Origin of the sequence: Salinimicrobium marinum (assembly GCF_014651535.1) — a bacterium.
In the GTDB taxonomy this organism is placed as follows: domain Bacteria; phylum Bacteroidota; class Bacteroidia; order Flavobacteriales; family Flavobacteriaceae; genus Salinimicrobium; species Salinimicrobium marinum.
The window spans coordinates 79,675-100,991 of sequence record NZ_BMXB01000012.1 but is presented as its reverse complement, the minus strand read 5'-3'; the positions used below and the strand labels follow the sequence as shown (position 1 = coordinate 100,991).

Annotated in this window: 20 protein-coding genes; 10 read left to right on the top strand and 10 right to left on the bottom strand. The window is 40.6% G+C overall.

The window, feature by feature from the left end; all coding sequences use genetic code 11:
* Window positions 1–27: 27 nt before the first annotated feature.
* The 7 genes from IE056_RS13690 to IE056_RS13660 all read right to left on the bottom strand — a co-directional run bounded on the left by IE056_RS13690 (window position 28) and on the right by IE056_RS13660 (window position 6,288).
* Complete coding sequence (locus tag IE056_RS13690) at window positions 28–1,056, bottom strand: endonuclease/exonuclease/phosphatase family protein (RefSeq protein WP_189605281.1); 1,029 nt, start codon at window positions 1,054–1,056, stop codon at window positions 28–30.
* On the bottom strand, window positions 1,056–1,982 hold the full coding sequence (locus tag IE056_RS13685) for a rhomboid family intramembrane serine protease (RefSeq protein WP_189605280.1): 927 nt from the start codon (window positions 1,980–1,982) through the stop codon (window positions 1,056–1,058). Before IE056_RS13685 ends, IE056_RS13690 begins: the two co-directional genes overlap by 1 nt.
* Window positions 1,982–2,743 (bottom strand): rhomboid family intramembrane serine protease, encoded by a 762-nt coding sequence (locus tag IE056_RS13680; RefSeq protein ID WP_189605279.1) that lies wholly within the window; start codon window positions 2,741–2,743, stop codon window positions 1,982–1,984. The genes IE056_RS13685 and IE056_RS13680 overlap by 1 nt, the downstream gene beginning before the upstream one ends.
* Entirely contained in the window at window positions 2,743–4,605 is a 1,863-nt protein-coding gene (gene mutL / locus IE056_RS13675; protein WP_189605278.1) for a DNA mismatch repair endonuclease MutL, read from the bottom strand. The genes IE056_RS13680 and mutL overlap by 1 nt, the downstream gene beginning before the upstream one ends.
* On the bottom strand, window positions 4,606–4,899 hold the full coding sequence (locus IE056_RS13670) for a hypothetical protein (protein WP_189605277.1): 294 nt from the start codon (window positions 4,897–4,899) through the stop codon (window positions 4,606–4,608). It lies immediately after the preceding gene.
* Between the two features lie 112 nt (window positions 4,900–5,011).
* Complete coding sequence (gene ribH / locus IE056_RS13665; protein WP_189605276.1) at window positions 5,012–5,509, bottom strand: 6,7-dimethyl-8-ribityllumazine synthase; 498 nt, start codon at window positions 5,507–5,509, stop codon at window positions 5,012–5,014.
* An 8-nt stretch (window positions 5,510–5,517) separates the two neighbouring features.
* Entirely contained in the window at window positions 5,518–6,288 is a 771-nt protein-coding gene (locus IE056_RS13660; protein ID WP_189605275.1) for a tetratricopeptide repeat protein, read from the bottom strand.
* A 145-nt stretch (window positions 6,289–6,433) separates the two neighbouring features.
* Between IE056_RS13660 and recF the strand changes: the two genes are divergently transcribed.
* From recF to IE056_RS13640, 4 genes are all read left to right on the top strand, one after another.
* Window positions 6,434–7,513, top strand: a complete 1,080-nt coding sequence (recF, locus tag IE056_RS13655) for a DNA replication/repair protein RecF (RefSeq protein WP_189605274.1) — start codon at window positions 6,434–6,436, stop codon at window positions 7,511–7,513.
* Window positions 7,510–7,947, top strand: a complete 438-nt coding sequence (locus IE056_RS13650; protein ID WP_189605273.1) for a lipocalin family protein — start codon at window positions 7,510–7,512, stop codon at window positions 7,945–7,947. The genes recF and IE056_RS13650 overlap by 4 nt, the downstream gene beginning before the upstream one ends.
* Entirely contained in the window at window positions 7,931–8,227 is a 297-nt protein-coding gene (locus tag IE056_RS13645; RefSeq protein WP_189605272.1) for a DciA family protein, read from the top strand. Before IE056_RS13650 ends, IE056_RS13645 begins: the two co-directional genes overlap by 17 nt.
* Before the next feature lie 402 nt (window positions 8,228–8,629).
* On the top strand, window positions 8,630–9,268 hold the full coding sequence (locus IE056_RS13640; RefSeq protein WP_189605271.1) for a protein-L-isoaspartate(D-aspartate) O-methyltransferase: 639 nt from the start codon (window positions 8,630–8,632) through the stop codon (window positions 9,266–9,268).
* 69 nt (window positions 9,269–9,337) lie between these two features.
* Here the strand turns inward: IE056_RS13640 and IE056_RS13635 are convergent, their stop codons facing one another.
* Together IE056_RS13635 and IE056_RS13630 are read right to left on the bottom strand one after the other, a co-directional pair.
* On the bottom strand, window positions 9,338–9,757 hold the full coding sequence (locus IE056_RS13635) for a nucleoside-diphosphate kinase (RefSeq protein WP_189605270.1): 420 nt from the start codon (window positions 9,755–9,757) through the stop codon (window positions 9,338–9,340).
* 86 nt (window positions 9,758–9,843) lie between these two features.
* On the bottom strand, window positions 9,844–10,887 hold the full coding sequence (locus tag IE056_RS13630) for an alkaline phosphatase D family protein (protein WP_189605269.1): 1,044 nt from the start codon (window positions 10,885–10,887) through the stop codon (window positions 9,844–9,846).
* A gap of 168 nt (window positions 10,888–11,055) precedes the next feature.
* Here IE056_RS13630 and IE056_RS13625 point away from each other — a divergent pair, with 168 nt between their 5' ends.
* From IE056_RS13625 to IE056_RS13615, 3 genes are read left to right on the top strand one after another with little or no spacing between them, the layout of a single operon-like run.
* The gene (locus tag IE056_RS13625; protein WP_189605268.1) at window positions 11,056–12,072 is read left to right on the top strand and encodes a DHH family phosphoesterase; all 1,017 of its coding nucleotides are present in this window, start codon (window positions 11,056–11,058) and stop codon (window positions 12,070–12,072) included.
* Window positions 12,069–12,626 carry a gliding motility-associated peptidyl-prolyl isomerase GldI gene (gene gldI, locus IE056_RS13620; protein WP_189605267.1) on the top strand — a complete coding sequence of 186 codons (558 nt, stop codon included), beginning with the start codon at window positions 12,069–12,071 and terminating at the stop codon, window positions 12,624–12,626. Before IE056_RS13625 ends, gldI begins: the two co-directional genes overlap by 4 nt.
* A gap of 3 nt (window positions 12,627–12,629) precedes the next feature.
* Window positions 12,630–13,751, top strand: coding sequence for a peptidylprolyl isomerase (locus IE056_RS13615; protein ID WP_189605266.1), 1,122 nt, complete (start codon window positions 12,630–12,632; stop codon window positions 13,749–13,751).
* Window positions 13,752–13,820: 69 nt separating this feature from the next.
* On the opposite strand, the gene IE056_RS13610 is transcribed toward IE056_RS13615, so the two are convergent.
* A complete protein-coding gene (locus IE056_RS13610; protein ID WP_189605265.1) occupies window positions 13,821–15,284 on the bottom strand; it encodes an aminoacyl-histidine dipeptidase in 1,464 nt (487 codons plus the stop codon).
* 149 nt (window positions 15,285–15,433) lie between these two features.
* Between IE056_RS13610 and IE056_RS13605 the strand changes: the two genes are divergently transcribed.
* From IE056_RS13605 to IE056_RS13595, 3 genes are all read left to right on the top strand, one after another.
* Window positions 15,434–16,504: a DUF3810 domain-containing protein gene (locus IE056_RS13605; protein ID WP_189605264.1), complete on the top strand. Its 1,071-nt coding sequence runs from the start codon at window positions 15,434–15,436 to the stop codon at window positions 16,502–16,504.
* A gap of 389 nt (window positions 16,505–16,893) precedes the next feature.
* Complete coding sequence (locus IE056_RS13600) at window positions 16,894–19,854, top strand: amidohydrolase family protein (protein ID WP_189605263.1); 2,961 nt, start codon at window positions 16,894–16,896, stop codon at window positions 19,852–19,854.
* Between the two features lie 19 nt (window positions 19,855–19,873).
* The gene (locus IE056_RS13595) at window positions 19,874–21,202 is read left to right on the top strand and encodes an amidohydrolase family protein (protein WP_189605262.1); all 1,329 of its coding nucleotides are present in this window, start codon (window positions 19,874–19,876) and stop codon (window positions 21,200–21,202) included.
* The last annotated feature ends 115 nt before the right edge of the window (window positions 21,203–21,317 follow it).

Below are 21,317 nucleotides of genomic sequence, written 5' to 3'. Positions count from 1 at the left end.
GATTCAGGATATCGTTCTTCGGATGACTTATAACTTCAGGCTAGCTTTGACTGGAAAATGATCGGAATAAGGCACATCATAGGTTTCAAAAGAAAGAGTTTCAATACTTTCCTCCGGAAATATATAATCTATTCGTAACGGAAAAAATTTAAAGTCGAACGTCCGGCCGAAACCGTTGCCTTCTTCTTTATAAGCATCATTAAATCCTTCAGATCTTACTTTTCTGTAGATATAGGAATATGCTGTATTATTGAAATCTCCAAGAATAACAGTACGGTAGGGACTTTCATGATAAAGACCCAGAACTTTTTCCAACTGCTCCTGTTGTTTGACAAAAGTTTGTCCCATGCCTAAAAATACCCTTTTTGACTCCTCTTTTTGGATCTTGTCCATATTAGGCTTGATGGTAAATGATTGCAGGTGCACGTTAATGATACGAATCGTATCTGTCTTCACCACAATATCGGCAAAAATGGCATTATTGTTACTGCTGGTATCAAAATCCAGGGAACCGGAATTGATAATGGGAAATTTAGAAAAAACAGCTAATCCGAATTCTGCACTGCTCTTTTTCTGCTTGATAAATTTATGTGGAAAACCCAGCGCCACATCGAGTTCTCCTACATAGTATTCCTGCATCCCCAGGATATCCGGATCCTCTTCAGCTATAAACGATGTTACTTTTTCGGGAATGGATTTATCCTCAGACCATTTAAATTGGTTAAACTGTCTTATGTTGTAAGAAAGAATTGATAATCCTCCATTCAGCACTTCCTCTTCCTCGGGTGCAGAGAATTCATAAATAGAGGTAACATGATTAAATCCCAGTAATAAAACTGCCAGAGGGAGTAACAGCTGTTTTTTAAGCCGTAAGATCCAGTAAATAAGGAAAATTGCATTAATAATTATTAATAATGGCACTGTAAGGCTCATTACAGCCAGTAGCGCAAAAGTATCAGGTGGAATATACGGTAAGAGATAGGTAAACAGTAAGGCTACCGCAAAAAGCGAATTTAAAAGAAATAAAAATTTATCGAACCAGCGTAAATTTTTCATTAATTATCCTTTCCTGCATTGAACAAGTAATCCTTTTCCTGCTTTGAGAGGCTATCATACCCACTTTTACTAATCTTATCAAGGATAGCATCTATTTTCTCCTGCTCCTCTTTCTTATTGCGCCTGGTTGAAGTATAAGAAGTACCTGCAGAAGTATTTTTCTTGCGATGCACCGTTTTTAAATTACTTCTCCTGCTACGGCCACTGGTAGTAGATGATGAAGAGGAGAAATTGAATAGAGAACCAAACCAGTTCAGGATCTTTTCAAAACCAGAAGCAAAATCATTGCCCTTACCTAATTGCCTGGCATATACATAGCCAAAGGCCGCACCTCCCAGGTGGGCCAGATGACCGCCGGGGTTGCTAATAGGAATCTGAATGATATCCAGTACCACTAAAAATGCTGCAATCCACCAGAATTTTATACTCCCTATTAACAGCAACCGTATTTTCATATGCGGAATATGCGTGGCAATACCAACCAAAACAGACATAACCGCTGCTGAAGCTCCCAGTAAATAAGATCTTCCAAGACCCGAAAAAGCCGGAAATAAATTATAGCTGAGCATATAAACCAGAGCACCAAAAATAGCACCCAGAAAGTAAAAATTAAGAAGTTTCTTACCCGAAAAATAATTCAGGAAATAGATTCCCGAGAAATACAGGATCAGCATATTTGATAAGATGTGCCATATCCCGCTATGCAGAAAAGCGTAGGTGATAATAGACCAGGGCTTCAGAAGAAACTCTCCTAATTCTTTCGGAAAAACAAACCATTCCAGCAAAAAATCACCCGGGAACTGAAAAAGAAAAGCAAGTGTCCTGAATAGGAAAAAAAGTAGAAACACCGCCACATTCACTGCAATCAATTTCTCGCTTACAGTAGCAGTATTCAGCTTATATCTTAAACTATTAGACATTCTCATTAATCCCACCTATTTTGATTAAACTGGTTTTTCTTCCAATACCACATCATTATAAATCCAAATAAAGCACCTCCCACGTGTGCAAAATGCGCAATACCACCTCCAAACAATGAATATCCTGTAAATCCTGAAAACAAATCGATCGCGATCAATGCAGGAATAAAGTATTTTGCTTTAATGGGCACCGGAACAAATAAAAGAAATAATTCCACATTGGGAAACATCATTCCAAACGCTACAAGAATACCATAAATTGCCCCCGAAGCTCCAACTGCAGGAGTAACATACGATTCTAGCATTGCCCGTAAAGTATCTGTATCCACTCCCGGAGGAATCCCAAACTGGCCTGACCTGCGGATAGATGAAAAAGATTCAGATAAATATGCCGAAATTTCTCCCGGATTCAATCCAGCCTCCAATAAGGCTTCATATCCCTGTTGATAATGAAAATAATTGACCAGACTATGTATGATTGCTGCCCCTATCCCTGCTGAAAAGTAAAAGAAAATAAACTTTTTTTGTCCCAGCACCTGTTCTATTGGGCTTCCAAAAGCCCATAGCGCATACATGTTGAAAAGAATATGCATAAAACTCCCATGCATGAACATATGGGTAAGTACCTGCCACACACCAAAATTCTCATTCTCAAAAAACCATAAGGCAAATAATCGAATAGCCTCATCTCCCATCGTATAAGAACCTACAAAAAAGATGATATTAATGATTAAAAGGACCTTTACAGTCTCGGTAATTCTTCCCATTACATAAATTTTTTATCCAACTCGTCTACAGTCAAGGTTATGAAAATTTGTCTGTTATACGGCGTCAGGTTTGTTTCCTTACACGCAAAAAGACTGTTAAGTATATTTTGTTGTTCAGTATTATTAAGTACAGTACCCGACTTTACAGCCATTCCTTTTGCAAGAGATTTTGCCAGAATATCTGCCTGGGAAAATCCGCTTTCCGGAACTTCATTCTCAAGGTCCGAAAGTAGTTGTTCCAGTAAAATAGCAACCTCACTTTCGGAGATTAGGGTGGGGATACCAATTATTTCTACTGAATCTTTACTAAATTCAGAAAAAACAAATCCCGTTTGCTCCAGGGATTCCTTGGCTTCCTTTAGAAGGGCAATTTCCTGCGAAGAAAATTGGAGCATCAACGGAAATAACAATTGCTGACTTACCGCTGCTGTTACCGTTATACTTTTCAGGAGTTCTTCATAGAGGATTCTTGTATGAGCCCTGTGTTGATCTATAACTAAAATCCCACTTTTGAGCGTGCTCACAATATATTTCTTATTCAGCTGAAAAGTCCGGTTCCCTGATTCCTTTTCTTCGGAAGAACCAAAAAGATTTCCGGTTACTTCATCGCTTTCAAATTCCATGGAATTCATTTCAGAATTCCGGGTGCCGAATTCTTTCTGCTGAAGCCCCGAATATAAACTCTCCCAGCTTCCGCCTGAAGATTCTTTTCTAAACCCTGAAGGCCTGTAAGAGCCCGACACTGAATTGCTCTCCTGAAAAGGATTGAAATTCCGGTCCACCTCTACTTTTGGCGGCGTCACTCCTTTCTGATTAAATTCATAAGGCGTATCCAGTGTCGCATCCCGCTCGAAATCCAATACCGGCGCAACGTTAAACTGACCTAAGCTATGCTTGATCGAACTCCGCAGAATGGAATATAACGCGTGCTCGTCATCGAACTTTATTTCTGTTTTGGTGGGATGGATATTAATATCAATGCTCTTTGGATCTACGTCCAGGTATAGAAAATAGCTGGGATAGGCTTTATCTTTCAAAAGACCTTCAAAAGCAGCCACCACAGCATGGTTTAAATAAGGGCTTTTTATGAACCTGTCATTCACAAAAAAGAACTGCTCTCCCCTGCTGCGCTTTGCAAATTCAGGCTTTCCTACAAAGCCGTGGATCTTAACAATTTCAGTATCTTCTTCTACGGGAACCAGTTTTTCATTGGTTTTTCCTCCAAAGATATTTACTATTCGTTGTCGGTAATTTGTTCCGGGTAGCTGGAAGATCTCGCTTCCATTGTGAAAAAGAGAAAATTGAATTGTCGGATGTGCTAGTGCTACCCGCTGAAATTCATCAATAATGTGTCGTGTTTCCACAGCGTCACTCTTGAGGAAATTTCTCCTCGCCGGAATATTGTAAAAAAGATTTTTAACACAAATGGAAGTGCCTACAGGAGTTACTACTGGTTCCTGAGAAACCACTTCACTGCCTTCAATTTTAATACAGGTACCTACTTCATCACCTTCCTGCCGGGTCTTTAATTCCACATGGGCAATTGCTGCAATTGAAGCCAAAGCCTCCCCACGAAAACCTTTAGTTTTCAAGCTGAAAAGATCCTCTGCTGCACTAATTTTAGAGGTAGCATGCCGCTCAAAGCACAGTCTGGCATCTGTAAGGCTCATTCCAGCCCCATCATCAATAACCTGAATAAGGATCTTTCCCGCTTCTTTGATAATAACTTTTATACTGTTTGCCCTGGCATCTATGGCATTTTCTAGAAGCTCCTTTATGACCGATGCCGGCCGCTGCACAACTTCTCCCGCAGCAATTTGATTCGCAACATGGTCGGGTAAAAGATGAATAACATCATTCATTTATTGCGGGGTCGAGAAGATTGACAAATCAAAATCAATGATCCAGAGAAATATAAGCACCAGGATAGCTATAATAACCAACACACGGGTATTGACTTCCCTGTTCCCCCTGTTACGGCTGCTTTCCCTTGCTTCGGCCCATTGCGAACCAAAATCTATGGCATTGGTTGTTTCCTTATATTTATGAAATCTGGAATTAAAATCATAAATATTACCTGTGTCTTTACCTTTATAATAACGGGGGGTATAATTATAACGAGCGTTTTTTCGGGTTTTATATATATTGATTTTCAAGATGCTCTTCTTTTATTAATGGAATACTCAAATTTACTTAAAATGCATAAGAAACCGAAGCTTCCATACACAAAAGTATCAATAACAAAAACGATGCCGTAAGAAAGAAAAGTTAAAGCCTGGCGTCCCAGCGAAGTTTCGCCATTTTAATGGCTGCCACCGCAGCTTCGGTACCTTTGTTGCCATGCTTACCACCAGACCTATCAATGGCCTGCTGCATATTTTGATCTGTAAGCACACAAAAAATGACAGGAATATCCTGCTGTACATTGAGATCTTTAATACCCTGGGAAACGCCCTGGCACACGAAATCAAAGTGTTTAGTTTCACCTTCAATGACGCTACCAATTGCGATTACCGCATCCAGCATATCATAGGTTTCTACCATTTTTTTACATCCGTAGATAAGTTCGAAGCTTCCCGGAACATTCCACCGCCAGATGCTTTGATCAAGCACTCCATTAGCCTTCAGCGCTTCGTAAGCTCCCTGGAAAAGGCCTTCGGTAATGTTCTCGTTCCATTCAGAAACAACAATCCCAAACCTGAATTCCTTCGCGTTTGGGACTTTGTTTTTATCGTATTCAGAAAGATTATTTCCTTCAGTAGCCATAAATAATATTATTTCATTGCCTGTGCCTGTCCCAGATATCCAGGGACCTGCGTTGCCTGTTCAGAATTTGGAAATTCATCTTCTATTCTGGTAAGGAATTTTTCAGCTTTTTCACCTTCACCAAGATTAATGGCTGTGATAGCAGCTTTTAATAGGAATTTTGGAGTAGTGAAACTGTTGTTTCTCATAGAAGCAGCCTCTTCATAATAACTTAAAGCTTCTTCCGGCTGATCAAGTTGCATGAAAGCATCTCCCATTCCTCCTTTTGCCAATGGCGCAAGTATTTCATCATCACTATTGAAATCATCAAGATGATCAATTGCTTCCTGGTATTTACTAGTATTCAAATATGCCATTCCCGCATAATAATGGGCTTGGTTTGCTGCATCTGTACTTCCGTAGTTATCGATGATATCAAGGAAACCGTATTTTCCTTCCCCACCTGTTAAAGACATATTATAAAGGGAATCACTTTCCGCTCCCGATGCATCCAGTGCTGCATCAAAATACTCCTGAGCCTGGTACATTTCATTTGCAGCATCGGCTTCTTTTGGCTCCTGTACAAACTCATTGTAAGCAAGGTATCCAAGAATGATCAATGCGGCAGCACCAATAATAATGAAGATGTATTTCTGATTTTTGGCAACCCAGGCTTCCGTTTTGCCTGCGCCTTCATCCAATGTATTAAACACTTCTGCAGTTGTTGATTCTTCTTCAACATGTTTTTGTTGTTCTTCCTTTGAAGTAGGTTTATGCCCTTTTTTCTTGTACGTTGCCATAAAATCGTTAATTGAACGGCAAAAATAGAATTTTTATTGAAAATTAAAAGGGAAAATATTTGTTTATTTATCCTAATTTGCACTCATTGTCCCGGCAGATACTTTCAGAAAACACAATTAATATTTCGCTGAATAACAGCTATTTATGCAATTAAAATCGCTATCACTTCTCAATTATAAGAATTTCGAATCGGCCAATTTCGATTTTGACCAAAAAATTAATTGTTTAGTAGGCAATAACGGGGTGGGCAAAACCAACGTTTTAGACAGTATTTACCATTTGGCCTTCGGAAAAAGCTATTTCAATCCTATTACCAGTCAGAATATTAAACACGATTCCGATTTTTTTGTGATTGAAGGAGAATTTGAAAAAAATGAACGGCAGGAAAACATTCTGGTAAGTGCAAAGCGTGGTCAGAAAAAGGTAATTAAACGCAACAATAAACCTTACGAAAAGTTTAGTGAACATATAGGTTTTATCCCCACGGTAATCATCTCCCCGGCAGACAGAGACCTCATTATTGAAGGCAGTGAAACCCGAAGAAAATTTATGGACGGTGTCATTTCCCAGGGCGACAGTTTATACCTCAACAGCCTGATTGATTACGGAAAGATCCTTTCTCAACGAAATTCCCTACTGAAATATTTTGCAGCAAACCATACCTTTGATCGGGATACACTTTCAGTTTATAACATGCAACTGCAGGAGCTGGGCGCCACACTTTTCAAAAAAAGGGAAGCCTTTTTAAAGGTATTTATCCCAATTTTCAGAAAACGCTATGCAACCATCAGCAATGAAAAAGAAGAGGTAGAGATCGTTTATAAAAGTCAGCTTCAGGAAAAATCACTGTCCGAATTACTGGAGGAGAATCTTCAGAAAGACATGGCGTTGCAGTATACCAGTGTGGGAACACATAAAGACGATCTGAATTTTGAAATTGAAGGTCACCCCGTAAAAAAATTCGGTTCCCAGGGGCAGCAAAAGTCTTTTCTTATTGCATTGAAACTCGCGCAGTTTGATTTCATTAAAGAATTAAACAACGTACCGCCCATTTTGCTGATGGATGACATTTTTGATAAGCTTGACGAAAATCGCGTTGCCCATATCGTAGACCTGGTTGCTACCAACCAGCTCGGGCAGCTTTTCATAAGCGACACCCACGGCGACCGTACCGAAAAAGTAGTGCGCGATACAAACCAGACTTACAAAATGTTTCAGCTATGAAAAGATTGATCCTCATTTTCCTTGTTTCCTGTCTTACGATTGGTTGCAACCGGACCACTCCCGAAGAAAAGATACAGAACCTTAACGGCTATTGGGAAATAAAATCTGTAGAACCAACAGAGGGAAACCCTACAGAATTCAGGTTCAATGAGATGATTGATTTTATAAGCGTTGAAGATACAACTGGCTACCGCACCAAAGTAAGGCCTCAATTAGACGGAAGTTTTATTACTACAGAAAATTCAGAAGTTTTAACGGTAAAAATCGAAAACGACAGCATAAATTTGTATTATGAAACTCCTTATGATTCCTGGAAAGAAACCCTGCTTTCTTCGGAAGAAGATAAAATAAAATTGTTGAACCGAAACGGAACTATCTACACCTACAAAAGATTTAGTCCTTATTTCATAGAAGATTATGGCACGGAGAACTAACGAAAATATGAGTATCAGCGAAGCTTTACAGGAGTTTGTTCAGGATAACAAGCTACAGAAAGGGCTGGATAAAGTTCACGTACGGGAAGTCTGGAACAGCCAGATGGGTCCTGCCATAGAAAAATATACCACCGCAATTAAACTTGAAAGAAACACGCTTTACGTGCAGTTAAGTTCATCTGTACTAAGAGAGGAACTCAGCTACGGAAAAGAAAAAATCATAAGGATGCTCAACACAGAACTTGGCAGGGAACTCATAAAAAAGCTGGTTTTAAGGTAAGTCTCTTACACTTAAAGTAAATTGTGCAGAATACAAAAGCCACGAATGCACTACAAATTTTGTCGCTATTTCATCATCTCATTTCACTTCAACTAATCCTATACTTTACAACAAGAATTGTCGATTTTGAAGAAAGCTTTCATCTGATGGATAAAAACCTGGTTGGCTGAAATATATACAAGACGACACTAAATCTTTCCTTTTCAAGCATCTGTGCAGTCGTGGCAGAAAAACCTTATCAAGAGAAAATAATTGGAGGGGAATTATAAAAACAGACTTAGAATTAAGTTTTTACAACCTTAGGAGCAATTTTTTTTATTTTAACCTTCAAACCTCAGGTAGAATTATTTATATTTTTATATTAAAGTAAATGACTGCCAATCAATTACAAAGAATATTGAAATGAGTACAAAAGAGGAAATGATAGAAGAACAAATAAAAAAGAAAGGTGTGTCTAACCCTAACGTTCTCAAAGCCATGCGGGAAATAGACCGGTCGCTTTTTGTTCCGGAGGATATGAAACCACATGCCTACGAAGACAGGCCGCTGCCCATTGGAAAAGAGCAAACTATAAGTCAACCATACATCGTAGCCTATATGGCGGAAGAATTGCACCTGGACCCCGAAGATGTGGTTCTGGAAGTAGGAACCGGCTGCGGATACAATGCTGCAGTGTTATCCCGACTCTCCAAGCATGTCTACAGCCTTGAAATCGTGGAGTGGCTGGCTAATCTTGCTAAAAAAAATCTCGCCAAATCCAGTTTTGAAAATATTACTACCCGTTATGGAGACGGATATTCCGGATGGCCTGAAAAAGCACCTTTTGATGCTATTATTCTAACTGCCGCCCCTCCCAAAATCCCACAGCCATTAAAGCAACAGTTAAAGATTGGCGGAAGATTGCTGGCTCCTGTAGGCCGCACCAGTCAAACATTAATACTTCTCACAAGAACCAGAGAAGAAAGTTTTGAGGAAAAAAAACTCTTGCCTGTAAAATTTGTTCCCATGACGGGAAAAGCTGAAAAACAGGATAAAGTTTAGACACACAAAATTTGAAAACAAAAAACCACCTAAAAAAGGTGGTTTTCTAATGCTTCTAAGAAATGGTAATTAGAACATTTCCCTTCCAGAGAAATGGAAAGCCCCTTCAATTTGTGCGTTTACATCGCTGTCACTACCATGAACGGCATTCTCACCTACAGAGGATGCAAATTTCTTTCTGATAGTTCCTTCCGCAGCATCTTCAGGATTTGTAGCACCAATAAGCGCCCTGAAATCTTCTACTGCATTTTCCTTTTCAAGGATGGCAGCTACAATTGGACCACGAGTCATAAACTCCACCAATTCCCCGAAAAACGGACGTTCTTTATGAATTTCATAAAATGTCTCAGCATCACGCTGGGTCATTTGCGTAAGTTTCATCGCTACGATTCTAAATCCAGAAGCAGTAATCTGCTCTAAAATAGCTCCAATGTGTCCTTTTTCAACTGCATCGGGCTTTAACATGGTGAAAGTTCTGTTTCCTGCCATTATATCAATTTTAATTTTGCTGCAAAAATAGGCATTTGAAGAGTTTCCGCAAACCTATTATCGTTATTCTATTAGTCTACCGTAATTTAATATGTTTCTACCAGCTCCTGTTGTAGTTCATTTCCTACACCTCTCATCTGCATCGTAATTCTCTTATTGCTGAAATCGAACAACAAGAGTCCAAAGCTCAGGTCACTCACCACTTCTCCTTTCCTGAATTTATTAGGCTCACCCGAAAAATCTGAATACGTATGGGTAAGTCCGCTTGAAGTGAAATCTACCAAAGGATACTCAAGATCAGGTAGATTTGTAGCAGAAAATTCAGATATGTGGCGATCTCCGCTTAACAGCACCACGTTTGCTGCTTTTGATGAGACGATAAGATCCTTTAAACGCTCTACTTCCGTCGGAAAATTTCCCCAGGTTTCGAATCCGTGTTCCGCTGAAAGTATCTGGATACTGCTAACTAAAATGTTAAAATCGGCATTACTAATTGTAAGTTCAGTTTCCAGCCAATCCCACTGCGCTTCTCCCAAAATAGTTCCTCCGGAAGCCGCTTCATATCTCTTTCCGGATTCTTTCCCCGTCTCTAACTCAGATCTAAAATACCTCGTATCCAGCAGAATTACCTTTACACTTCCTTCATCGGTAGTGAATGTTTCACTGTGGTACACTCCTTCCCTGCTCCTGCGCACATCACTTTCAGAAACATCAAAAAAATCAAGAAATTTTTGCTGACTTTCAGCTTTGTATTCCCAGCTGCTTCCGCCGTCATTTTGTCCGTAATCATGATCATCCCAGGTTGCAAGGACAGGAGTGGAAGCTAAAAGTTTTTGATACGCCTTATGTTGCTTCTGAAGCTGATACTCCTTTTCCAGTTCTTCCATATCCTCTGTATCGGCATAAATATTATCACCACCCCAGATAAAAACATCGGGCCTATTGGCTAATACAGGATCCCAGAGTGGCTGCGGAAGATCCTGCCGGTTGCAGCTCCCAAAGGCAATTGTAAAATCGGAATCTTCAGAAGAAATTTCAGAAACAAGCTTTTCCGCTTGCCCTGTCTTTTTTGAAGAAGTACAGGAATTCAGCAGTAAAAGCAGCAAAAATGATTTAAAGATAAGCTTCATAAAGTATAAAGATTGGAACTCCAAAATTAATCATCTTCCTGTTTCCGGAATGTTATTATTCCAAATTTCCCATTTGCCAACTTTAAAATATTAGTGCAAACAACCGAAATACATATTTTTGAATCTCCCAATTTCAAGATCTTCAAATAATAGGTATCTTCGCCGCTTATGAAAAATGAAGAAATTACAAAACTTAAAGATCTGCTTTCAACACCAAAAAAAGTAGTTATAGTTCCTCATAAAGGACCCGACGGAGATGCTATGGGTGCTACTCTTGCACTAAAGCTTTTACTGGAAGGCCGTGATCATCATGTACAATTAATCGCTCCCAACGATTATCCCGATTTCCTCAAGTGGATGCCATATCAGGATGAAGTGGTCATTTTTGAAAAGGAAAAAGAAATAGCCACTGATTATATTAAAGATGCAGAACTGATTTTTACGCTGGATTTCAACCATCTTTCCCGTGCCGGCGACATGCAGGAAAGCCTGGAAGTAGCCAACGGTTTTTTCGTGATGATTGATCATCACCAGCAACCCGATGATTATGCAGATATAACTTATAGTGACGCCACCATGTGCTCTACCTGCCAGATGGTATATCATTTTATTGAACAAATAGGCCTTCACGACCAGATCACTCCGCAGATCGCCACCTGTCTTTATACCGGAATTATGACCGATACAGGATCTTTCAGGTATCGATCTACCACCAGCTTAACCCACAGGGTCATTGCCGATCTAATTGATAAAGGTGCAGACAACACCAATATTCACGAGAATATCTACGATACCAACACCTTCAGCAAATTACAACTTCTGGGAGTGGCACTGAATAACCTTACTGTGGTAGAAGGTTTACGAACTGCTTATATTACGCTGTCACAGGAAGAACTGGACAGGCATAACTTCAAAAAAGGTGATACAGAAGGCTTTGTGAATTACGGTCTTTCTGTAGAGGGAATAGTTTTTGCTGCTATTTTTATCGAGAATGAAGCAGAGAAAATTGTGAAAATTTCTTTGAGATCAAAAGGTACTTTTTCGGTAAACGAGTTTTCGCGTAAACACTTTAGCGGCGGAGGACATACCAATGCTGCCGGTGGAAAAAGCGATCTGTCATTAAAAGAAACCATTGATAAATTTATTAGTATCTTACCCGACTACAAAACGAGCTTAACAAAATGAGAAAATTAACTCTTTTAGTTTTCGTGGCAACAGCTGTTTTCTCCTGTAAATCACCGGAAGCAAGACGTCCCGTGATGCAAAGAACAGGTTCTTATATCGACCAGTCTATAGAGCGAAACAAGCAGCTGGTAGCACAAGAAGAAGAAGTTATCTATCACATAATAGAAGAAGATAGTACCAACACCTATATATCTTCGCCCGATGGTTTTTGGTATTATTACCAAAATGAAGACACGACAGCCACAGAAACCCCCGAATTTGGGGATGTGGTTGAATTCGATTATAATATTGAAACCCTTGATGGCAGAATCATTTATTCTGAAGAAGAATTACCTACCAGGACCTATGCGATAGACCGGGAAGAACTTTTTACCGGCTTAAGACAGGGATTAAAACTTATGAATGAAGGTGAAACCGTGACTTTTTTGTTTCCTTCGCATAAAGCTTTCGGGTTTTATGGTGATAAAGACAGGATTGGCACCAACGTTCCAATAAAATCTACCGTTACATTAAATAAAATTAATCAGGAAAATTCCAACTCAATCAATAATTAAATTATGAAAAAAGCGTCTATCTTATTTTTATGCAGTATTTTATTTACGCTTACTGCCTGTAATGATGAATACCCCGACCTTCAGGACGGACTTTATGCTGAATTTGTTACCAATAAAGGAACCTTTGTAGCCGAATTGTACCACGAGGCAACTCCAATGACTGTTGCCAGTTTTGTTTCTCTTGCTGAAGGGAAAGGCGAAATGGCAGATTCAATTTACCGAGGAGAAAAATTTTATAACGGACTTAAATTCCACAGGGTTATTAAAGATTTCATGATCCAGGGTGGAGATCCTTCTGGAACAGGAAGCGGTGGCCCGGGATATAAATTTCCGAATGAAATAGTGGATACTCTGGAACATGACAGCAAAGGCTATTTATCAATGGCAAACTCAGGTCCCGACACTAACGGAAGTCAGTTTTTCATCACCTTGAAAGAAACTCCGTGGCTTAACGGACTTCATACCATCTTTGGAGAAGTAGTACAGGGAATGGATGTTGTTGACAGCATCGGAACCCTTGAAACAGCTGAGGGAGACCGCCCTGTGGACGATGTGATCATGGAACAGGTGAACATTATTCGCAAAGGAAGCTCTGCCAAGAATTTTGATGCTCCGGAAATTTTGAAAAGTGAATTACAAAGATTCGAGCAGGAACGGGAAGAACTGGAACAGCAAATGCAGGAAAAAGCACAGGCTAACCAGCAACGTTTTGAAGATCTTGAAGCTGAGGCTGAAGAACTTGAAAGTGGTCTGAAGATCCATTTCACCGAAAAAGCTGACGGTGAAAAGCCAAACGATGGAGATATGGTGCTATTGAACTACAGTGGTTATCTTGACAATGGTGAATTATTTGACACCAACATTGAAGAAACTGCCAGAGAGTATGACGTATTCAATCAAAAAAGAAAAGAAATGGATGGGTATAGTCCAATGCCGGCTCAATTTGGTCCAGGTGCGAGAATGATTCCCGGATTTACCGAAGGAGTTCAGCAAATGACCGTAGGAGATAAAGCGGTACTATTTATTCCTGCACATTTAGGATACGGAGAACGCGGTGCTGCACCCGTGATTCCACCAAATGCCGATCTTATTTTTGAAGTTGAAATGGTAGGTATCCAGGAATAAATTTTCAAAACCACGTATAAAAAATGCCCTGCAGTTTTTGCGGGGCATTTCTATTTATATTCATTTTCTCTAGTTCTTCTCTGGAATATTTTTCAGGATCTCCAGTACAAATTTCCAGTATTTCTTAGCTGATGAAATACTCGCTCTTTCATCTGGCGAATGTGCGCCACGAATAGTAGGACCAAAAGAGATCATATCCATTTCCGGATAATTCTTGCCTAAGATTCCACATTCGAGTCCCGCGTGGCAGGCAGCGATTTCCGCTTTTTCATTATTCATTTCCTGATAGATCTCATCCAGCACTTTCAAAATAGCAGAATCCCTGTTTGGAGCCCATCCGGGATATTCTCCCGAAAGAGTGACTTCAAAGCCCGCCAGTTCGAATCCGGCGCGAAGACTGTTCGCTAGATCATTTTTTGAAGATTCTACCGAGGAACGGGTTAAACACAGGATTTCTATTTGTCCATTCTTCACCTCTACCCTGGCCACATTATTAGAAGTTTCCACAAGACCCTCGATTTCAGGACTCATTCTGTAAACTCCGTTATGGGCTGCATATACAGCTTTTACTAAAAGTTCCTGAGCTCCTACTTCCAATACTTTTTCAGGAGCATTTACTTCAGAAATTTTAATTTTCAGGTTTGGTTCCAGAGATTTGTATTCTTCTTTAATGGAATCTGCCAGCTTATTTATTTCCGCCTGAAAATCCTCTTTTTGAGCAGTATCAACAGTAACCATTGCGACGCTTTCCCTCGGAATGGCATTTCTCAATCCGCCACCATTGATTTCTGAAATTCTTAATCCGAAGTTTTCGAATCCGTTGAACAGGATCCGGTTCATCAGCTTATTGGCATTCCCAAAGCCTTTGATGATATCCATTCCTGAATGTCCACCCTGTAAACCCTTTACAACAACTTTGTATGCTGTTGAAGCTTCCGGAACAGTTTCTTCCTTGTAAGATCTTGTTGCAGTAATGTCCACTCCCCCGGCACATCCTATCCCGATTTCGTCATCTTCTTCGGTATCGAGATTCAGGAGAATTTCCCCTTCCAGCATTCCGGGCTCCAGTCCCATTGCCCCGGTCATTCCTGTTTCTTCATCAATTGTAAAAAGGGCTTCAATGGTAGGATGCTGAATTTCATCACTTTCCAGAATCGCCATAATAGTCGCCACTCCAAGTCCGTTATCGGCCCCAAGAGTAGTCCCTTTGGCACGTACCCAGTCGCCGTCAATATACATTTGGATTCCTTCATTCTCAAAATCAAAACCGGAATCGTTGTTCTTTTGGTGAACCATATCCAGGTGTGATTGCAAAACCACCTTTTTCCGGTTTTCCATTCCGGCGGTTGCAGGTTTTCTGATGATCACATTTCCTACAGAATCCACCAAAGTTTCCAGGCCAAGATTATTTCCGAAGTTTTTCATGAATTTTATCACCCGCTCTTCTTTTTTAGAAGGTCGTGGCACCGCATTGAGATCGGCAAATTTATTCCAGAGTGGCTTTGGCTCCAAAGCCCTTATTTCATTGCTCATATTAAAAAAATTTTGTGTTAGCACAAAGATACAAGATTGTTTACACCTCAAAATTTGTGTCACTAAAAATATTCCTGCGACAGGTTTTTAGAACCTTTTTTTATTTTGTTGCCTCTTTTACAGCTCCCTGAAATTCGTACTTTTGAATTGTGAAGAAAAAATCAGCCCTTATACTGACACTTTTGCTACCGGTACAGATCATTTGTATCAGGCTACTTTCAAATTATCCCGACCTCGTTGAAAAGTGGTACAGCAACGGAATTTATCCCATCACATCTTCCCTGATGCGCGCCGGACTGGGTTTTTTGCCCTTTTCACTCGGGGATTTCCTGTACGCTATCCTCGTGATCCTGTTGCTGCGGTGGATCATAATCAGATTTAGGGAAAGGTTCAGGAAACCTGTGAAGTGGATACTGGAAGCTTTGGCTACACTTTCTGTTCTTTACGCCTGTTTCAATCTTTTTTGGGGGCTTAATTATTATCGCCCGCCACTGCACCAGGCCCTGGAGATAAACCATGAATATTCAACAGAAGAACTGCAACGCTTAACAGAAATTTTAATTAGCAGAACCAATGAGCTCCACCTTTCCATCACACAAAATGACACGGTGAAGGTGACCGTCCCACATTCAAAAAACGAGATTTTCGACCTCACCGTCGTCGGATTCGAACATCTGAAAAAGGATTTTCCTGAACTTAATTATAACAAAACCAGTCTCAAAAGATCTTTATACAGCGTTCCCCTCTCTTACATGGGCTTCAATGGTTACCTCAACCCATTGACGAATGAAGGTCAGGTGAATACAGTGATCGTGCCTTTTAAGATCCCAACTACAGCAAGCCACGAGGTGGGACATCAGTTAGGTTTTGCTGCAGAAAATGAGGCTAATTTTATAGCCTGCCTTGCCACGATGAATCATCCTGATGTTTATTTCAGGTATTCAGGCTACACATTTGCTTTGGGATATTGTATGAACGAACTTTTCAGAAGAGATCCGGAAGTTGCAGAAATACTGTTAGATAAAGTGAACCCGGGAGTTCGAAAAAATTATGCTGAAGTCCGGGAATTCTGGGAAGCGCATAAGAATCCTTTTGAACCTCTTTTCATGGCTTTTTACAACAGCTTTCTGGAAGCAAATTATCAGAAAGGCGGAATTAAAAGCTACAGCTATGTCGTTGCCCTCCTAGTCAATTATTTTCAGGATGAAAATCAGCTTTAAGCCAGGAGATAAAAATGAGTTATTCCCTATCGTAAAACCCAAACCTTTTACCTGATCTTCCTGAAAAAACTCCGGCCTCATTCTTCATAGCATTTCGATCTCGCAAAATCAGAATTGTTAGCCCTATACTTTCTGTTAGATTCAAAATATCCACTATTCTTTAAAAATAATTACCCTTGAGATTTACCGAAAAATTAGTTTTCAACTCCCTATTTATCATTCCGGAAATAAAATGAATTTAAAAATGTAAAATCTTTAAAAACATAAAAAATCATAATTTTTGTAAACTACACCTCTTGTTTCGGAACTTTTTAAACTGCCATTGTTTTTACAATTTTTTGTTAACTTCCCGACTTTATTATTTCATCTTATTATCCAATTCACATTTTATGAAATTAAAGACCTTGTTCTTTGCCCTGTTTTGCGCTTCCTTAAGCCTTCAGGCACAAGAGTATTTCCCAAAAAATGACGGCGTGAAAGCCGGAGTGAATACCAATTATACGGTATTCAAAAATGCGAGAATACATGTGGATCCTTCAAAAACCATCGACAACGGGATGTTTGCTGTGAGAGACGGAAAGATCACCGCCATTGGAAAATCTATTAATGTGCCGGCAAACAGCGTGGTGATCGATCTTAAAGGCAAGGACGTCTATCCTTCGTTCATCGATCTTAACACCAACTTCGGAATCGAAAAACCAAAGAGCAACGGCGGAAGTCCGTATAGTGGGAATCCGCAGTACGACGCTTCCCGCGCAGGTTATTACTGGAACGACCATATTCGTCCGGAAACCACTGCCCTTGAAAATTTCGAATACAGCACTTCTGAAGCGGAAGCCCTGAGAAAACTCGGCTTCGGAGTCGTAAACACCCACATGCCCGACGGAATCATTCGTGGAACCGGAATGCTCGTAGCGCTGAATTCTGAAGGAACAGAGGGAGACCGGATCCTGAACCAAAGATCGGCTCAATATCTTTCTTTCAGTAAAAGTGCAAAATCAAAGCAGGTATATCCTTCTTCCATAATGGGAGCGATGGCGCTGCTAAGACAAACCTACCTCGATGCCGACTGGTACTCGAAAGGAAACAGTGACACAAAAGATCTGGCCCTTGAAGCGCTGAACAACAATAAAAACCTGGTCCAGATCTTTGCGGCCGATGATCTGCTGAACGAGCTGAGAGCCGACAAAGTAGGAGATGAATTCAACATTCAGTATGTTATTGCCGGAACCGGGGAAGAATATAAGAGACTGGATGCGGTAAAGGCTACAAATGCTACTTATATCGTGCCGTTGAAATTTCCGGAAGCTTTTGATATGGAAGATCCTTATCAGGCAGGTTTTGCCAGTCTTGAAGACATGAAAGAATGGAATCAGGCGCCTGCCAATCTTAAGATGATGGCCGAAAAAGGAATTCCGTTTACCCTTACTGCTTTTGGAGAAGAAAAATCTTTTAAGGAAAATCTTCTAAAGGCGGTAGAATATGGGTTGGACAAAGAAACCGCTCTGGCGGCTTTAACCACTGTGCCTGCAAAACTTTTAGGAGAGGAAAATAAACTCGGAACATTAAAAGAAGGTGCATGGGCAAACTTCATCATCACCTCGGGAGATTATTTTGACAAGGAAACCACTCTTTACGAAAACTGGGTTCAGGGAAGACGAGCTGTGATTGAAGATATGAACACAGTGAACCTCAACGGTACTTATGATCTTGCGGTTTCAGGAAAATCTTATGAAATGAAAATTTCGGGAGAGCCTGCAAAACCTAAAGCCGAAATCACCCGGGGAGACGCGAAAATTGGTTCAAAGGTGAACTATCAGGATAACTGGATAAGCCTGCTGCTTTCTTCGCCCGATACTACTAAAACTGAATACATCCGGCTGACTGCAAAAGTTCCTGAAAACCCTGAAGCCTTCAGCGGAAAAGCGATCCTTGAAGATGGTTCACAAACTACTTTTACTGCAACAAAAACAGCTTCAGCAGAAGAAAAAGAAAAAGAAGATAAAGGTTCTGAACATCCTGAATTACTGCCAATCACTTATCCAAACATGGCGTATGGCTTTGAAACCCTTCCGAAGCAGGAAGATCTTTTATTTAGACATGCAACGGTATGGACAAGTGAAGATACAGGAATCCTGGAAAACACTGATGTACTAGTAAGGAACGGAAAAATTTCCCGAATAGGGAAAGACCTCAGCGCCGGCCGTGCCACAGTAATAGACGCTACAGGAAAACATTTAACGGCAGGAATTATTGATGAACACTCACATATTGCTGCCTCGGCGGTCAATGAAGCCGGACATAATTCTTCTGCGGAAGTTAATATGGAAGATGTAGTAGACCCGAACGATATCGGGATCTACCGCAATCTTGGCGGCGGAGTTACCACCATGCAATTGCTACACGGATCTGCCAACCCTATCGGCGGTCGTTCTGCCATCTTGAAAATGAAATGGGGAAGTTCTCCGGAAGAAATGATCATAGACAATTCTCCTAAATACATCAAGTTTGCTTTGGGTGAGAACGTGAAGCAGGCAAACTGGGACAGTGAATCACGATTCCCGCAAACGCGTATGGGGGTGGAACAGGTTTTTGCCGATAATTTTACCAGGGCAAGAGAATATGAAGCCAAAAAGAACAGCGGACAAGCTTACCGGAAGGATATCGAAATGGAGACCCTTCTGGAAGTTCTGAACGGCGAACGCTTTGTGACTGCACACTCCTATGTGCAAAGCGAGATCAATATGCTGATGAAAGTGGCAGAACGTTTTGGATTCAACATTAATACTTTCACCCACATTCTGGAAGGCTATAAGCTTGCCGATAAAATGAAGGAGCACGGCGTTGGCGGATCTACTTTTTCTGACTGGTGGGCGTACAAATACGAAGTAAATGATGCCATTCCTCAAAATGCTTCTATCATGCACAATGCCGGAGTGACGGTGGCTATTAACAGTGACGATTCTGAAATGAGCAGAAGACTGAATCAGGAAGCTGCAAAAAGCATGAAATACGGAGATGTTTCTGAAGAAGAAGCATGGAAATTCGTCACTTTGAATCCGGCAAAACTTCTGCATATCGATGATCGCGTAGGAAGTATTAAAGAAGGGAAAGACGCCGATCTTGTTCTGTGGACAGACCATCCACTTTCAGTGTATGCAAAGGCAGAAAAGACCATTATTGAAGGAACTGTTTATTTTGACCTTAAACGGGATGAGCAGTTACGAAAGGATATTGAAGCTCAAAAGAATTTGCTTACTACTCAAATGCTGAAGGCTAAAAACGACGGCGTAAAAACGCAGCCGGTAAAAGCGACGAAAAAGGAAGAGTTTCACTGTAATACACTTTAATTATAAAGAATACTGTCAAATGAAAAATATAAAATCCATATTTCTACTTGCTTTTCTGATGACCGCAGCCACCGGATTCGCACAGCAGACTCCGGCGCCGAAGCAAACAGAAGCTATTACCATTGTTGGTGCTACTGCACATATCGGGAACGGGGAAATCATTGAAAATAGCCTCATTATTCTGGAGGACGGAAAAATCAGAACCATCACCAATGCCAATTCCACTAAAATGCCCTACCGTGGTACAGTGATTCAGGCTGAAGGAAAACATGTATATCCCGGATTCATTGCTCCTAACAGTAGCCTGGGGCTGGTAGAGATCGATGCCATTCGCCAGACAGATGATGAAAGTGAACTGGGAGAATTGTTACCTCACGTGCGTAGTATCGTTGCCTATAATGCTGAAAGTAAAGTGGTGGAAAGCATGCGACCAAACGGAGTACTCATAGGGCAGATCACCCCTCGTGGCGGAAGAATTTCCGGAACTTCAAGCATCGTTCAGTTTGATGCGTGGAACTGGGAAGATGCCATCATGAAGGAAAATGACGGACTTCACATTAACTGGCCGAACAGCTTTAGACGTGGCCGCTGGTGGGCCGGGGAAGATCCCGGGGTTAAGCCAAATGATGAATATATGAAAGAGAGTAAGGAACTAACCGAATTCTTCAGCAATGCCAAAGCCTATTTAGCGGGATCAAGATCTCAAACTCACCTGCCTTTTGAAGCCATGGAACGAGTTTTTTCCGGAGAGAAAAAAGTATACATCCATGCAGATGGGGAGAAAGAGATCATGGACATCATTAATTTCAAAAAAGACAATGATCTGGAAAATGTGATTCTGGTTGGAGGATACAATGCATACAAAGTATCAGATGAACTTAAAAATAATAACATTTCTGTTCTTTTGGCTCGTGCACATCAAACCCCTAATCTAGATGATGAAGATTACGACCTGCCTTATAAAATGGCCAAGCTTTTAACCGATAAAGGGATAATAGTTGGACTCGAAACCAGCGGCGGAATGGAACGCATGAATACTCGAAACTTACCTTTTTATGCAGGTACAGCAGTTGCTCATGGGGTGAATAAAGAAGAAGCTTTAAAAATGATCACTTCCAACACCGCTAAAATTCTGGGGATCGATGATACTGTAGGAACCCTTGAAGAAGGAAAAGATGCCACCCTGTTTATCAGCGAAGGAGATGCATTGGACATGAGAACCAATAAATTATCCAAAGCCTTCATCCAGGGTCGTGATATTAGCCTGGAAAGTCACCAGACAGAGCTGGCTAAAAGATATTCAGAGAAATTTGAAAATCAGGAACAGGAAGCTTCACAAGGGCAGTAAGCGTTAAGATAAATCTGTCATACAACATAAATAAAGAGACTATCAGAAAAGCCTTTTTTACGCCAACCTGAACTTGTATCAGGTTCTGATGATTACCTGGAATCACTACAATAAT

Bases quoted from the DNA above. Each gene is read 5' to 3' on its own strand.
- IE056_RS13680 (WP_189605279.1), bottom strand. From the start codon at position 2,743: ATGGGAAGAATTACCGAGACTGTAAAGGTCCTTTTAATCATTAATATC.
- IE056_RS13685 (WP_189605280.1), bottom strand. From the start codon at position 1,982: ATGAGAATGTCTAATAGTTTAAGATATAAGCTGAATACTGCTACTGTA.
- ribH (WP_189605276.1), bottom strand. From the start codon at position 5,509: ATGGCTACTGAAGGAAATAATCTTTCTGAATACGATAAAAACAAAGTC.
- IE056_RS13635 (WP_189605270.1), bottom strand. From the start codon at position 9,757: ATGGCAGGAAACAGAACTTTCACCATGTTAAAGCCCGATGCAGTTGAA.
- IE056_RS13660 (WP_189605275.1), bottom strand. From the start codon at position 6,288: ATGGCAACGTACAAGAAAAAAGGGCATAAACCTACTTCAAAGGAAGAA.
- IE056_RS13645 (WP_189605272.1), top strand. From the start codon at position 7,931: ATGGCACGGAGAACTAACGAAAATATGAGTATCAGCGAAGCTTTACAG.
- IE056_RS13600 (WP_189605263.1), top strand. From the start codon at position 16,894: ATGAAATTAAAGACCTTGTTCTTTGCCCTGTTTTGCGCTTCCTTAAGC.
- recF (WP_189605274.1), top strand. From the start codon at position 6,434: ATGCAATTAAAATCGCTATCACTTCTCAATTATAAGAATTTCGAATCG.
- IE056_RS13615 (WP_189605266.1), top strand. From the start codon at position 12,630: ATGAAAAAAGCGTCTATCTTATTTTTATGCAGTATTTTATTTACGCTT.
- IE056_RS13650 (WP_189605273.1), top strand. From the start codon at position 7,510: ATGAAAAGATTGATCCTCATTTTCCTTGTTTCCTGTCTTACGATTGGT.
- IE056_RS13630 (WP_189605269.1), bottom strand. From the start codon at position 10,887: ATGAAGCTTATCTTTAAATCATTTTTGCTGCTTTTACTGCTGAATTCC.
- mutL (WP_189605278.1), bottom strand. From the start codon at position 4,605: ATGAATGATGTTATTCATCTTTTACCCGACCATGTTGCGAATCAAATT.
- IE056_RS13610 (WP_189605265.1), bottom strand. From the start codon at position 15,284: ATGAGCAATGAAATAAGGGCTTTGGAGCCAAAGCCACTCTGGAATAAA.
- IE056_RS13690 (WP_189605281.1), bottom strand. From the start codon at position 1,056: ATGAAAAATTTACGCTGGTTCGATAAATTTTTATTTCTTTTAAATTCG.
- IE056_RS13625 (WP_189605268.1), top strand. From the start codon at position 11,056: ATGAAAAATGAAGAAATTACAAAACTTAAAGATCTGCTTTCAACACCA.
- IE056_RS13595 (WP_189605262.1), top strand. From the start codon at position 19,874: ATGAAAAATATAAAATCCATATTTCTACTTGCTTTTCTGATGACCGCA.
- IE056_RS13640 (WP_189605271.1), top strand. From the start codon at position 8,630: ATGAGTACAAAAGAGGAAATGATAGAAGAACAAATAAAAAAGAAAGGT.
- gldI (WP_189605267.1), top strand. From the start codon at position 12,069: ATGAGAAAATTAACTCTTTTAGTTTTCGTGGCAACAGCTGTTTTCTCC.